Below are 13,530 nucleotides of genomic sequence, written 5' to 3'. Positions count from 1 at the left end.
ACGATTATCCGAATAGCCGAAAAACTGGGGCACACCCTTTGTGAACAGTTCAAGAAAAAGCTCAAGGAGCGCCTGGAATCGCCTCGTGTCCAGGCAGACGCATTGCGTGAGCTGCCGAGCCATTACAAGATCAAGTTGAAATCTTCTGGCTATCGTCTGGTGTATCGGGTCGAAGATGAGCGAGTCGTGATTGTTGTGGTCTCGGTGGGGAAACGAGAGCGAGGCTCAGTCTACAAGACGGCTCAGAAACGCTAGTAGCTAAGGTTGGGCATCGCCCACATCCGCCGATCTACCTCCTTGCCGCTCCGCCACCGCCCGCAGCGTACGCAACGACACCACCGGCGCATCAATCACGAACTTGTTCGCCAGCCACGATGGAATGTCGCCCGCCGGGTCGGCCTCCAGCTGGTAGGTGACTTCCGTCTCGCGTTCGCCCTTGGGGATCATCCGCCATTCGCCGCTCAGTTGGCGTACCCGGATCAGGTCGGGCTCGCCCGGTACCAGGCCGGGCACGGCGCTGAGGTGGCGCACCAGGCCGCCGCCGTCGATGGCTTCGCTCTGCACACGAATGACCATGTCCCGCGGGCTCGCCGGCCACGGCAGTTCGGTGGTGAGGTAGACCCAGGTGCTGTCGCCTTCGACATTCAGCAGGCGCATGTCCGCGCAGCCATACAGCCACTTGCAGGCAACCCGCAGGTTCTCCTGCAAATCCACCAGCGTGCGCACGCTGGCCTTGATCGTGGTGACCCCGCGAAAACGCTGGTACTTCGAGCCCGGTACATCGCTCAAGTACACCCGAATGCCGTCTTCGTCATGGGCCAGGTGCCATTCCTCGGCCAGGGCGGTGCCCGCGACCGAGGCGGCAAGCAACAGCATCGCGCAGAGCGCTGGCCGGGTATTCATGCTCAGGCTCCTGCGGTGCAAGTCATCTGAGCATAGGCGAGCCGTAGCGAACGGCTAGCCCCGGGTCAGGACGCGCTCAGCGCCGCCACCAACTGGTCAACGCTGGCCTTCAATCCGGTCAACGGGTCCTGGGCATCGGTGTCGATCACCACCAGGGTCGCCCCGGAGGCGGCGATGACATCGGCCACGGCCTGGCTCGGCTGCTTGTGGTGCAGCACCAGCTTGACGTCCTGGCCCTTGAGCTCATCGCCCAGGTGCTTCAACGCGATGGCATCCCAGGCGTCATCGGCTACCTGGGGGTGGTCGATCAGGTCCAGGTTCAAGCCGCTGATCAAGTAGGCCAGGCGGTCCGAGAGGTTCACCACGCTGAGGTTGTCGGCTTCGGCCAGCTTGGCCTCGCTGCCGGCACTCAGTTCCAGCAGCTGGCGCTTGAGCCCCGCCAGGTTGCTCTGGATCTTCGGCTGGTCAGCCGGCGACAAACGCCCCAGGTCATTGGCCAGCACATCGGCCATGCGCCCCAGGTTGGTCGGGTTCAGCCACGGGTAGCCGGCAAAGGCGTTGCTGCCTTGCACGGCAATCCCTGGCAGGGCACCGTCAACCGGGCGCGCGGCGTCGATCTCGACGATGCGGATATTGCTGCGGCGGGCCACCGGATAAAGCGGGTCATCCGACCAGATCGAGCGCAACCCGATCACTGCGTCCGCCGACTGCGCGGCCTTCTGCAGGCTCGGCGCGCCGCGCCCGCTGAAGTATGAAGGCTGGCGTGACGCCGGAATGTTCGCCGGCGCCGCGCGCTGCAGCTTGACCGAGGTGCCATCGAGCAGGGCCGCGCCCAAGGCGTAGGTCACCGGCAATGAGGCCAGCACGGTCAGCCCGGCGGCCTGTGCAGCAGCGGCGGGGGGCTTGGCCTGGGCCAGGCTCAGGGTTGGCAGGCCAGCCAGCGCCAAGGCCAGGCTCAGGTGCTTGAGGTTGAAGGTCATCATGCCGGGTTTCCTTGCAGGCGTGGCACCAGGCCGCGCGCCAGCGCTGCCAGGGCGAAGAAGCTGCCGGCGACCAGGATGATCGCAGCGCCCGAAGGCACCGGCAGGTCGAAGACGATCGGCAGCAGGATGCCGATCAGCGTGCTCAGCGTGGCGATCAGTACCGAGACCCAGAAGAAGCCCTTCAGCGACTGGCTGACCAGCCGTGCGGCCGCCGCCGGGATCACCAGCAGGGCACCAACCAGGATGGCGCCGATCACCTTCACCGCGGCCACGGTGACCAAGGTCACCAGCACCACGAACAGGTAGTCCAGGCTTTTCACCGCCACCCCGCGCACGGCCGCCAGCTGCGGGTTGAAGCTGGCCAGCATGATGCGGTTGTACAGCGGCAGGGCCAGGGCCAGCACCAGGCTGCCGACGATGCCCAGCACCAGCAGGTCCGAACCGCTGACGGTGAGCACCGAACCGAACAGCACGTTCTCCAGGATATGCACGTTGATCTTGCCTGCGAGCATCAGCAGCAGGCTTGCGCCCAGTGCCAGCGACACCGAGAGGAACACCCCGATCAAGGTATCCGGCGACAGTCCGGTGCGGTTGCGCAGGAAGTTCAGCAGGATGCCGAACAGCAGGCAGTAGCCGAACAGGCTGCCATACGGGCCGGTGTAGGGTTCACCCAGCAGGATGCCGATGGCCACGCCAGTCAGCGCCGCGTGCCCGACGGCTTCGGAGAAGAAGGCAAAGCGTTTGACCACCACCAGCGTGCCGAGGCCGCCGAGCACCGGGCCGATCATCAGGCCGGCCAGCAGGGCGTTGACCACGAAGCCGTAGGCCAGCGCTTCGGGCAGGTAACCGGAGGAGGCCCAGCCCTGGATGATCAGGCGAATTTCTTCAAAGCTCATCAGACAGTGCTCTCGCTGCGCGGGTGAATGGAGAACAGGCTCAGCAGCCGATCGGGCGTCAGCGCCTGCTTGGGCGGCGCGTCGAACAGCACGCGGCGGCTCAAACCGGTCACGCGGTCGGCCAAGCGGGCAACGGCCTCAAGGTCGTGCTCGATCCACAACACCGTGGTCCCGGCCTGACGCCATTCCACCAACAGGCGCTCGAACACCTGGATACCGGCCTCGTCCAGCGCCGACATCGGCTCGTCCAGTACCAGCAACTGCGGGGCCGGGATCAGCCCCTGCGCCAGCAATACGCGCTGGCGCTCGCCACCGGACAATGCGCCCATGCGCCGCTTGCGCTTGTCGAGCATGCCGACCCGTTCCAGTGCGGCATCGATCGCCGGCGCCACCTTGCGTGACAGGCCGAGGAACGCCGGGCGGCGCTGGCACATGGCAGCCATGAAGTCGTCGACGGTCATCGGCAGGCCACGGTCGAATTCCAGTGCTTGCGGCACATAGCCGATCACCTGCGCGTCACTCGGCCAGGTCAGGGCCAGGTGGCCCTGGTGCGGCATTTGCCCGAGCAGGGTCTTGATCAGCGAGCTCTTGCCACCGCCGTTGGGCCCGACCAGCGCATGCACGCTGCCGGCGGCGACGTTGAAGCTGACCTGGTCGAGAATCCGCGTGCGACCCAGGGTCAGGTCAACTTCGCTGAACGCGATGGATGGCCCGCAGGGCAGGGCCAGGGTGGTTTCGGCGGCCGTCATGCCTGCGATTCCTTGATAGCGCGCACCACGGTGTCGAGGTTGCGCTTCATTTCCACCTCGTACTTCTCCTTGCTGTATTCGCCGTAGGAGATGTGCGTCAGCGGGTAGATCTTCACCCCGGACTCGCGCTGGATGGTTTCGACATAGGCCGAAGGGAAGTCCATCTCGGAGAAGATCACCTTCACGTCCAGCGCCTTGAGCTGGTCGATGGTCTTCTTCAATTGGCTCGGGCTCGGCTCGATGCCATGGGCCGGCTCGACCACGGCGGTGACCTCAAGGCCGAACTCGCGCACCAGGTAGTCGTAGGCGGCATGGATGGTCGCCACGCGGAACTCCGGGTTTGGCGCCTCGGTCACCTGGGCCAGGGCGTCGGCGCGCAGCTTGCGCAGGCGCTTGGCGTAGTCGCGGGCATTCTTGCTGTAGAACTTGGCGTTGTCCGGGTCGAGCTTGCCCAGTTCGCGGGCAATGTTGTTGACCTGGGCGATGCTCGCGCTGATCGACAGGAAGGTGTGCGGGTTGACCACCTTGCCGGCACCGCGCGCGGCAATGCCGGTGGCGGCCAGCAACGGCACGTTGGCATTGGATTCGATGGTGGCGATGTTGGGCTTTTCGCTGGCGGCGATCATGCGGTCGGCGAAGTCGTCGTGGCCGACGCCATTGAGCACGATCACGTCCAGGGTGCCGATGCGCTTGATGTCTTCGGCGCGTGGCTCGTAGGCATGCGGATTGAAGCCGGCCGGAATCAGCGGCACCACCTCGGCCTTGTCGCCGACGATATTGGTTACATAGCTGTAGTAAGGATGCAGGGTGATGCCAATGCGCAGCGGCTTGCCGTTGTCGGCGAAGGCCAGGGCGGGCAGGGCACAGGCGATGAACAGGCTGAGGACGCGACGGGCGAGGGTGGAACGAAGCATGGGGAGTCCTTGGCGATCAGTGCTGATGCTGGCGGGTGACACCGGCGTCGTAATGGGCGGCGACCTGTTTCCAGCCGGCGACTTGCAGCGCTGCGGGGCTCAGGTCGGAGGGCGCGGCGGTCGCGTTGCTGCGGCTGAGCCAGATGTCGGCGACGCCGTCCAGCGCGCTCGGCACCAGCAGCAGGAAGCTGCCGGCAACGCTCGAATCCTGGCTCAGGCCCAGGTAGGCCGTGTTGCCCAGCAACTGCCATTGATGCTGGCCGCGGCTGATGCTGCTGACGTCGACCACGAACGGCGGGAAGCCTTCTTCGGCGAGTACATCGACGGGCACCAGCTGCGGCGTGTCCTCGCGTTGCGCCTGGACTTCGTCGAAGGCTACGCGCAGGTCGGCGTAGACGCCTTGCTCGGCGGCATTGAGGTCGCGCCGGGCATCGATCTGGTGTGCGGGCAGGGTGACCTCTTCATGGCGCTCGCCGTGCAGGGCGACCACGCCGGCGGCTGCCAGCAGGATCAGCAGGCTGACCAGCAGCACATACAGCGTTTCATGCCCGGCACCGGCCGGGCGCACTACCTGGACCCGGCTCATGGTTCACCAATATCGGCGTAGTCGATTTCCACGACATGACCGGGGCCGGCGTCGAACAGCACATAGAACTCGCCCTCGGGGCGCTTGAAGGTCAGGCTGGAGTCCTCGCCAAGCTTGCCTGGCACGAGAATCTCCTCGTTGTAGCCGACCACGTCCAGGGTTACCCCCGGGGCACCGCTGCCATCGGAAAAGCCGCCGGTGCACTTGATCTGCTCACCAGCAATCGGTTCGCACTGGCACATCGGGTTGTGCGCCAGCGCCGGTGCGGCGGCGCCCAGTAGGGCGATGGCCAGGGCCAGCCTGCAGGCCTTGAACGTCATTACTTGCCTCCTTGTTGTTGCAGCCAGGCGATGGTCGCCGGCGAAGCCTTGGCCAGGGGAATGGCGCTCTGTTGCATGCTGCCGTCCCAGCCCTCGATGGTGATCCAGATCTGGGCATCACTGCGGGTATTGGTGGGGATCGGCAAGTTGGCGCTCATGCGATAGGGCGTACCACTGAACAACACGCCGGCTGCGCGCAAGCTGCGCGGCTTGCCGATGCGCAGGTAAACCGCCTTGACCTCATTGATGCAGGTGCTGCAGAGCGCCGCGTTGAACAGCTTGAAGTGACCTGCCGGGCCGTCCGCGCGAGGCGCGTCATCGCGCAGCTCAGCCAGTTGCAAGGTCCACGGGCCGACCGCAATTTCACCGATCTCGTGCTCTCCCAGCCCGCTGTCGCCGCGAAACAGCGACGCATCGTGGAAGTACTTGGGCATGAAACCCAGCGGAATCAGCACCAGCAGAATGTTCAGGTGGAAACGCCATTTGTGCCAAAGCCGCGACAGCGGGCTCGGCGGTACTGCTGCTGCCTTGCTCATGCGCTGGCCTCCGTCGTGGTATCAGCGCTGGCGCTGAGTTTGGCGCGTGGTTTGCGTTTGAGGGCTGCGGCGGTGGCCTGGGCAGTGCGCTTGGTCCAGATCAGCAGGCCACTGAGCACCATCAGCGTCAGTACAAGGCCGAAGAACGCCCAGATCAGCTTGATCCAGATGCCGCCGAAGTCACCTGTGTGCAGCGGACGCATGGACTCGGTGACGATCTCGGTAGCCGAACGATCAGAGACCAGGAACTTGGCTTCGACCTTGCCGTTGTAGGGGTTGATGTTGGCGGTCTGGAACATCAGCGGATACCAGCCGCGCCCGCCCAGGTACAAGTGGTTGTAGGCGCTGCCGGGCAGGGTGATGAAGCTCACTTCCAGCCCCGGCAGTTGCTGTATGGCCACCCGCTCGGCTTCGTCGAGGTCGATGCGCTGGGCAGGTTCGCCGTTTGGCGTGCGCGGCACGTCCTCGCGGGAGATCACCGGGACAATCGGCTCGGTGGACAGGGTGACGTGGTTGTCGGCCAGGATCGCCTGGATCAGGAACCAGGTGCCGGTGATGGAGATCACCGCGATGAACCAGATCGACCAGATGCCGCTGAGGCGATGCAGGTCGCCCCAGAAGATGCGTGGGCCATGGCTGACGCGCAGGGTAGGGCGCAGGAAGCCTTTCCAGAATTTCTTGTACACCACCAGCCCGGTCACCAGCGACGCCAGCATCGGCAAGCCCAGCAGCGATACCAGGTACCAGCCCCAGCTGTAGCCATTGGTGAAAGGCACCAGCCACCAACCATGCAGTGCGCGGGTGAACGCCTGGAAGTTGAACGAGGGGCTCTCGCCCTGGATCACGCCCGTATAGGGGTTGATATAGAGGGTCGGGGAGCGTCCATCCGGGTAGGTGACACTGGCCTCATAGGCGAAGTGCGACTCGTCGGGCTTGCTGATGAAGTCCACCGCAACCTGTGGTTGCGCCTTGTGTATGGCCTCCAGGGTCTGCTGGAAGCTCAGTGGCACGGCATCATCAGAGGGTTTGCTGGCGCGCACGTCGGGGTTGGCCAGCCAGACGATTTCCTGGCTGACCACCGCCAGGGTGCCAGTGAACGAGACGATCAGGACAAAGAACCAGATCGGCAGGGCGAGCCAGCTGTGTACTAGAAACCACAGCCTGGAATTGGACTTCTTCTGTTTCTGGGACATTGCGCGCGTCTTTTTGGGTAAAAGTGAGGTCGAGACGAAGCTCAGCCTTAACGTCTGTAATTAATAGGACGGATGAGATCCAAAAAAACCTAACCTGGAAATGAAAGAAAATGTTTCAAAGACGCATTCCGCTGTGCAGGAGTTGCTGCGCAGCGCCTTAATTTTCCTTCGCGGTTATCCGTCTCCCTTGGACTACCGGGCCCACAGGCTCGTTGTTCCCCTGGATGGATGAAAGTCGATGAATGCAGAAGACGCCCGCAAGCTTGCCCGCCGATTTATGGAGTTGCCGCCGGAAAAGCGCCGGATCTTCCTGGCCGGCTTGCAGCGCGAAGGCGTCGATTTTGCCCAGTTTCCGATCCCCGCACAGGTACAGGCGGCCGAAAGTGGCCAGCTGTCCTATGCCCAAAAGCGCATGTGGGTGCTCTGGCAGCTGGACCCGCACAGCGCGGCCTACAATCTGCCCAGCGCGGTGCGCCTCAACGGTGGGTTGGCGGTCGCGGCGCTGAAGCAGGCATTCGCCAGCCTGGTCGCCCGGCATGAAACCTTGCGCAGCGTGTTTGTCCAGGATGATGTGGGCGATGTGTTGCAAGTACCGACGGCGCAGGGGCCGCAGGTCGAGCACCGGGACCTCAGCGCATTACCCCTCGAACAGCGTGAGCAAGAGGTGCGCGCGCTCGCCGAGGCGCAATCGCTGCAACCCTTCGACCTGGCCAGCGGCCCGATGCTGCGCGTGCAACTGCTCAAGCTGGCCGACGACGAGCATGTATTGCTGATGACCTTGCACCATATCGTCTCCGACGGTTGGTCGATGAATGTACTGATTGAGGAGTTCAGCCATCTGTACAGCGCCCATCTGCGCGGTGTGCAGCCTGAACTGGCGGCATTGCCGATCCAGTACCGCGATTACGCGCTGTGGCAGCGTTGCTGGTTGGAGGCCGGTGAAAAGGAGCGCCAACTGGCCTACTGGCGTGCGCAACTGGGTGAAGAGCACCCACCGCTCGAACTGCCGCTGGACCATCCGCGCCCGGCGGTGCCCAGCTACAAGGGGTGCCGGCATGCCTTCACGGTCGAGCCGGCGCTGGCCAGTGCGCTCGGGCTGCTGGCGCGCGAGCAGGGCGTGACCTTGTTCATGCTGCTGCTGGGGGCGTTCAATATATTGCTGTACCGCTACACCGGGCAGGGCGACCTGCGCGTTGGCGTACCGGTCGCCAATCGCAACCGCAGTGACGTCGAGGGCTTGATCGGGGTGTTCGTCAATACCCAGGTCCTGCGTAGCCAGATCGATGGGCAGATGACGGTGGCGCAGTTGCTGGCAGCGGTAAAGGCCAGCGCAGTCGGCGCCCAGGCCCATCAGGACCTGCCGTTCGAACAGTTGGTCGAGGCCTTTGCGCTGGAGCGCAGCCTGAGCCACAACCCGTTGTTCCAGGTGATGTACAACCATCAGCCGCATGTCGCCGACGTTGCCCAGTTGCAGTTGGAAGGCGGGCTGCAATTGAGCCAGGTGCAGTGGCAAAGCCGCACCACCCAGTTCGACCTGAGCCTTGATACCTACGAGCAAGGTGGGCGTCTGCACGCCGTATTGGGTTTTGCCAGCGACCTGTTCGAGGCGACGACTGTCGAGCGCATGGGGCAGCACTGGCTGGCCATTCTGCGCGGCATGCTGGGCAACCCGCAGCAGCGCATCGAGCAGCTTGAATTGCTCGCCCCTGAGGAGCACCAGCGCATCGTGCTGGGGTGGAACGCCACCGCGCAGGCCTACCCGTTGCAGCAACCGATGCACCGTTTGATCGAAGCTCAGGTCGAGCGCACGCCAGACGCCACGGCGCTACTGTTTGCTGACCAGGCCCTCAGTTACCGGGCCCTCAATGCCCGTGCCAACCAGCTGGCGCACGCGCTGTTGGCAGCCGGTGTCGGCCCGGACAGCCTGGTGGGCATCGCCGTCGAGCGCTCGCTGGAGATGGTTGTCGGCCTGCTGGCCATCCTCAAGAGCGGCGCCGCCTACGTACCGTTCGACCCGGATTACCCGAGTGAGCGCCTGGCCTACATGGTTGAAGACAGCGGCGTGCAGTTGGTGCTGACCCAAGCGCATCTACTCGAGCGCCTGCCACTGGAAAACGTCCAGCAGTTGGTGCTGGGTGTGCAGGGGCAAGACCTGAGCGTCTTTAGCGAGGAAAACCCGCATGTGCCGGTCGACCCGCTGCAACTGGCGTATGTCATCTACACCTCCGGCTCCACCGGCCGCCCGAAGGGTGCCGGCAACAGCCATGCGGCGCTGGTCAACCGCCTGTGCTGGATGCAGCAGGCCTATGGCCTGGACGCCAGCGACACGGTATTGCAAAAGACCCCGTTCAGCTTCGACGTGTCGGTCTGGGAGTTTTTCTGGCCGTTGATGACCGGCGCCCGCCTGGCCGTGGCCGCGCCGGGCGAGCACCGTGAGCCTGATCGGCTGATCGCCAGCATCCAGCGTTATCAGGTCAGCACACTGCACTTTGTGCCGTCGATGTTGCAGGCGTTCATCCACGAGCCGGGTGTACAGGCTTGTCGCAGCCTGATGCGCATCGTCTGCAGTGGCGAAGCCCTGGCCCTGGACGCGCAAACACAGGTGTTCGCCAAGCTGCCACAGGCCGGCTTGTACAACCTTTATGGCCCGACCGAGGCGGCCATCGACGTGACCCACTGGACCTGTGTCGATGAAGGCCGCGACAGCGTGCCAATCGGCCAGCCCATCGCCAATGTGCAGACCTATGTCCTCGACGCCAGCCTTGTACCCGTGCCGCCGGGTGTTTCTGGCGAGTTGTACCTGGGCGGGCAAGGGCTGGCGCGTGGTTACCACCGTCGCCCCGGGCTGAGCGCCGAGCGTTTCGTCGCCGACCCGTTCGGCAGTGCGGGGCGCCTGTACCGCACCGGTGACCGGGTGCGCCAACGTGAAGACGGAGTGATCGAATACCTGGGGCGCTTCGATCACCAGGTGAAGATTCGTGGCTTGCGTATCGAACTGGGCGAAATCGAAGCGCGCCTGGCCCAGCATGCATTGGTCCGCGAAGCCGTGGTGCTGGCCCTGGACGGCAAGCAGTTGGCCGCTTACCTGGTGCTCAACGCAGCGCCTGCCGACTGGCAGCAACAGCTCAAAGGCTGGCTGTTGCAGGCGCTGCCCGAATTCATGGTGCCAACCCACCTGCTGGCGTTGGAGCGTTTGCCGCTGACGCCCAACGGCAAGCTCGATCGCAAGGCTCTGCCAGCACCGCAGGCGACCGCCCGCAACGCCTACAGCGCGCCACAGAACCAAACCCAGGAGGAGTTGGCCGCGCTGTGGCAGAGCGTTCTGGGGGTGGACGTGGTTGGCGTGGATGACAACTTCTTTGAACTGGGGGGTGATTCGATCATCGCCATCCAGGTAGTCAGCCGCGCACGTCAGTTGGGCTTGCAGTTCAATCCGCGCGACGTGTTCCAGTATCAGACCGTGCGCAGCCTGGCGGCCATCGTCGGGCGCGGGGTCCAGGTGCAAGCCGAGCAGGGGCGGGTGCAGGGCAGCGTGGTGCTGACGCCGATTCAGCGGGCGTTCTTCGAACAACCCATGGCGGTGCGTGGCCACTGGAACCAGTCGCTGTTGCTGACGCCACGTCAGCCTCTAGATGCTGAGATCCTGCGCCAGGCGCTGCTGCTGTTGTTGGAGCAGCACGACGCCTTGCGTCTGCGCTTCACCGAGGCAGTGGATGGATGGCAGCAGGCACATGCCGACACACTGGCCGACAGCTTCCAGGTCAGCGAAGCGCACGACGCGGCAGCCTTGGCCACCGTGTGCGACCAGGCGCAGCGGGGGCTGGATCTCGCGTGCGGGCCGCTGATGCGTGCAGTGTTGGTGCAGATGGGCGATGGCAGCCAGCGTCTGTTGCTGGTGATCCATCACCTGGTGGTCGATGGCGTGTCCTGGCGGGTGCTGCTTGAAGATTTGCAGTTGGCCTATCAGCGTCAGCCCCTGGCAGCCAAGACCAGCGCCTGGCAGGCCTGGGCTGGCCGCTTGCCGGCCCTGGCACAAGCGCATCAGGCAGAGCTGGCGTACTGGTGTGCCCAGCACCTCACGGACGATCTGCCTGTGGATCACCGCGATGGCGACCTGAGCAATCGCTCGGCGCGCACGCTGGAAACCCGTCTAGACGCTGAGCTGACCCGCCAGCTGTTGCAGGTGGCACCCGCCGCCTATCGAACCCAGGTCAACGATCTGTTGCTGACCGCCTTGTCCCGCGTGATTGCGCGCTGGAGCGGTCACGCGGCAGCGCTGATCGAGCTCGAAGGGCATGGCCGAGAAGGGGTGTTCGAAGATATCGACCTGTCGCGCACCGTTGGCTGGTTTACCACGATGTTCCCGGTGTTGCTGTCGCCTGTCGAAGGCCTCGGTGACTCGATCAAGGCGGTCAAGGAGCAACTGCGTGCCGTGCCTGCCAAGGGGTTGGGCTTCGGCCTGCTGCGCCACCTGGGCGATGACGCGGCACGGGCAGCGTTGGCTGAGCTGGCGGCGCCGCGTATTACCTTCAACTACCTGGGGCAGTTCGACCGTCAGTTCGATGAGCGGGCGCTCTGGGTGCCCAGCAGCGAAAGCAGCGGCATGGCGCAGGATGAAGGCGCGCCGTTGGCCAACTGGTTGACCCTTGAGGGGCAGGTCTATGGTGGTGAGCTGTCCCTGCGCTGGGGCTTCAGTGGGGCGATGTACGAGCAGGCAACCATCGCCGGGCTCGCGGCGGCGTATGAACAGGAACTGCGCGCACTGATCGAGCATTGCTGCCTTCAGCGCACTGCGCAGGCAACGCCTTCGGACTTCCCGCTGGCAAAAATCAGCCAGGCCGGGCTCGATGCGCTGCCGGTGCCACTGGCGGCCCTGACCGACCTCTACGGGCTGTCGCCGATGCAGCAGGGCATGCTGTTCCACAGCCTGCTTGAGCAGGATGCGAGCAGCTACATCAATCAGTTGCGCTTGCCCATGGACGGTCTTGAGCCACAGCGCTTCCAGGCGGCCTGGCAGGCAACGTTGGACGCGCACGATATCCTGCGCAGCGGCTTCCTTTGGCAAGGAGCGCTGGAGCAACCGGTGCAGGTGGTTTACCAGAGCGTTGAATTACCGTTTACCAGCCTTGATTGGCGCGGGCGTGCACACCTTGAACAGGCACTGGACGAACTGGCAGCCAGCGAGCGTCGCCAGGGTTTCGACTTGCTGGCCGCACCGCTGCTGCGTTTGCTGCTGGTACGCACAGGCGAGCAGAGCTACCACCTGATCTACACCCATCACCATGTGCTGATGGATGGCTGGAGCAACGCGCAACTGCTGGGTGAAGTGTTGCAGCGCTACAGCGGGCAGGTGCCGGTGAATGTGTCGGGTCGCTACCGTGACTATATCGCCTGGCTGCAGCGGCAGGACGCCGCTGCCAGTGAAGCGTTCTGGCGCGAGTGCCTGGCCCCGTTGCAAGGGCCGAGCCGTCTGGCCAGTGCGTTGCCCTGTGAGCAGCCGGCCAGCGGTTTTGCCGATCACTATCAGAGGCTGCCGGCCATGCAGTTGCAGCGTTTGAACGGATTCGCCCGCGCGCAGAAAGTCACGGTCAATACCTTGGTCCAGGCGGCCTGGCTGCTGTTGCTGCAGCGCTACAGCGGCCAGGCGAGTGTCTGCTTTGGCGCCACAGTGGCGGGGCGCCCGGCGGATCTGCCTGGCGTGGAGCAGCAGATAGGCCTGTTCATCAACACCCTGCCGGTCATTGCCAGCCCAACGGGCGAGCAATTGGTGAGTGATTGGCTGCACAGTGTGCAAGCGTTGAACCTGGCGCTGCGTGATCACGAACACACGCCGCTGGTGGATATCCAGCGTTGGTTCGCTCAGGGCGGTGAAGCGCTGTTCGACAACATCCTGGTGTTCGACAACTACCCGGTCTCCGCGGCCTTGCAGCAGGCGGGTAGCGATGTGTCCTTCGGCGCAGTCGACAACCAGGAACAAACCCACTACGCACTGACCCTGGCCGTCGGGCTGGGGCAAGGCTTGTCGCTGCACTTCAGTTATGACCGTAGCCAGTTCGATGCGGCCGCCATTGCGGCGCTGGGCGAGCACCTGGCCCAGTTGCTCGACGGGCTGTGCGAGTCGCCAGAGCGAACCCTGGGCAGCCTGACGTTGCTGACCCCGGCGGTACTGCGCGACAGTCTCGAGGTATGGAACGCAACGGCCACTGAATACCCGCTGCAAACCAGCATCCAGTCGTTGATCGAGGTGCAGGTTGAACGTTCGCCGCATGCGTCGGCGTTGGTCTTTGGTGAAACCGAACTGACCTACGCCGAGCTCAATGCCCGCGCCAATCAGCTGGCCCATCGCCTGATCGAGGCCGGCGTTGGCCCGGATGTCATCGTCGGCATTGCCGCCGAGCGTTCGCTGGAAATGGTCATCGGTTTGCTGGGTGTGCTCAAGGCTGGCGGTGC

Annotated in this window: 10 protein-coding genes and 2 pseudogenes; 3 read left to right on the top strand and 9 right to left on the bottom strand. The window is 64.3% G+C overall.

Annotated elements, in window-relative coordinates:
- The first annotated feature begins 3 nt into the window (after positions 1–3).
- Positions 4–255, top strand: coding sequence for a type II toxin-antitoxin system RelE family toxin (locus tag M5G11_RS26330; RefSeq protein WP_273909262.1), 252 nt, complete (start codon positions 4–6; stop codon positions 253–255).
- Positions 256–258: 3 nt separating this feature from the next.
- Here M5G11_RS26330 and M5G11_RS26325 read toward each other — a convergent pair whose 3' ends face one another.
- From M5G11_RS26325 to M5G11_RS26285, 9 genes are all read right to left on the bottom strand, one after another.
- Positions 259–903: an START domain-containing protein gene (locus tag M5G11_RS26325; protein WP_273909250.1), complete on the bottom strand. Its 645-nt coding sequence runs from the start codon at positions 901–903 to the stop codon at positions 259–261.
- Positions 904–968: 65 nt separating this feature from the next.
- Positions 969–1,883, bottom strand: coding sequence for a metal ABC transporter solute-binding protein, Zn/Mn family (locus M5G11_RS26320; protein ID WP_273909263.1), 915 nt, complete (start codon positions 1,881–1,883; stop codon positions 969–971).
- Positions 1,883–2,782, bottom strand: a complete 900-nt coding sequence (locus M5G11_RS26315; protein WP_273909251.1) for a metal ABC transporter permease — start codon at positions 2,780–2,782, stop codon at positions 1,883–1,885. Before M5G11_RS26315 ends, M5G11_RS26320 begins: the two co-directional genes overlap by 1 nt.
- A complete protein-coding gene (locus tag M5G11_RS26310) occupies positions 2,782–3,531 on the bottom strand; it encodes a metal ABC transporter ATP-binding protein (protein WP_273909252.1) in 750 nt (249 codons plus the stop codon). The genes M5G11_RS26315 and M5G11_RS26310 overlap by 1 nt, the downstream gene beginning before the upstream one ends.
- Positions 3,528–4,445, bottom strand: a complete 918-nt coding sequence (locus tag M5G11_RS26305; protein ID WP_273909253.1) for a metal ABC transporter substrate-binding protein — start codon at positions 4,443–4,445, stop codon at positions 3,528–3,530. Before M5G11_RS26305 ends, M5G11_RS26310 begins: the two co-directional genes overlap by 4 nt.
- A 16-nt stretch (positions 4,446–4,461) precedes the next feature.
- Complete coding sequence (locus M5G11_RS26300) at positions 4,462–5,031, bottom strand: DUF6162 family protein (protein ID WP_273909254.1); 570 nt, start codon at positions 5,029–5,031, stop codon at positions 4,462–4,464.
- Positions 5,028–5,351 (bottom strand): hypothetical protein, encoded by a 324-nt coding sequence (locus tag M5G11_RS26295; protein ID WP_273909255.1) that lies wholly within the window; start codon positions 5,349–5,351, stop codon positions 5,028–5,030. Before M5G11_RS26295 ends, M5G11_RS26300 begins: the two co-directional genes overlap by 4 nt.
- Positions 5,351–5,887 (bottom strand): thiamine pyrophosphate-binding protein, encoded by a 537-nt coding sequence (locus M5G11_RS26290; protein WP_273909256.1) that lies wholly within the window; start codon positions 5,885–5,887, stop codon positions 5,351–5,353. The genes M5G11_RS26295 and M5G11_RS26290 overlap by 1 nt, the downstream gene beginning before the upstream one ends.
- Complete coding sequence (locus M5G11_RS26285) at positions 5,884–7,080, bottom strand: PepSY-associated TM helix domain-containing protein (protein ID WP_273909257.1); 1,197 nt, start codon at positions 7,078–7,080, stop codon at positions 5,884–5,886. Before M5G11_RS26285 ends, M5G11_RS26290 begins: the two co-directional genes overlap by 4 nt.
- Positions 7,081–7,318: 238 nt before the next feature.
- Here M5G11_RS26285 and M5G11_RS26280 point away from each other — a divergent pair.
- Together M5G11_RS26280 and M5G11_RS27705 are read left to right on the top strand one after the other, a co-directional pair.
- Positions 7,319–13,183, top strand: a pseudogene (locus tag M5G11_RS26280) (amino acid adenylation domain-containing protein); the annotation flags it as partial.
- A 195-nt stretch (positions 13,184–13,378) separates the two neighbouring features.
- A pseudogene (locus tag M5G11_RS27705) lies at positions 13,379–13,530 on the top strand (AMP-binding protein); the annotation flags it as partial.

It is taken from the genome of Pseudomonas fontis, from assembly GCF_028656955.1.
Taxonomy (GTDB): domain Bacteria; phylum Pseudomonadota; class Gammaproteobacteria; order Pseudomonadales; family Pseudomonadaceae; genus Aquipseudomonas; species Aquipseudomonas fontis.
This window is presented reverse-complemented; position numbering and strand designations above follow the sequence as displayed.

Coding starts and splice junctions, on each gene's coding strand:
- M5G11_RS26315 (WP_273909251.1), bottom strand. CDS start 2,782: ATGAGCTTTGAAGAAATTCGCCTGATCATCCAGGGCTGGGCCTCCTCC.
- M5G11_RS26320 (WP_273909263.1), bottom strand. CDS start 1,883: ATGACCTTCAACCTCAAGCACCTGAGCCTGGCCTTGGCGCTGGCTGGC.
- M5G11_RS26325 (WP_273909250.1), bottom strand. CDS start 903: ATGAATACCCGGCCAGCGCTCTGCGCGATGCTGTTGCTTGCCGCCTCG.
- M5G11_RS26295 (WP_273909255.1), bottom strand. CDS start 5,351: ATGACGTTCAAGGCCTGCAGGCTGGCCCTGGCCATCGCCCTACTGGGC.
- M5G11_RS26310 (WP_273909252.1), bottom strand. CDS start 3,531: ATGACGGCCGCCGAAACCACCCTGGCCCTGCCCTGCGGGCCATCCATC.
- M5G11_RS26285 (WP_273909257.1), bottom strand. CDS start 7,080: ATGTCCCAGAAACAGAAGAAGTCCAATTCCAGGCTGTGGTTTCTAGTA.
- M5G11_RS26300 (WP_273909254.1), bottom strand. CDS start 5,031: ATGAGCCGGGTCCAGGTAGTGCGCCCGGCCGGTGCCGGGCATGAAACG.
- M5G11_RS26305 (WP_273909253.1), bottom strand. CDS start 4,445: ATGCTTCGTTCCACCCTCGCCCGTCGCGTCCTCAGCCTGTTCATCGCC.
- M5G11_RS26290 (WP_273909256.1), bottom strand. CDS start 5,887: ATGAGCAAGGCAGCAGCAGTACCGCCGAGCCCGCTGTCGCGGCTTTGG.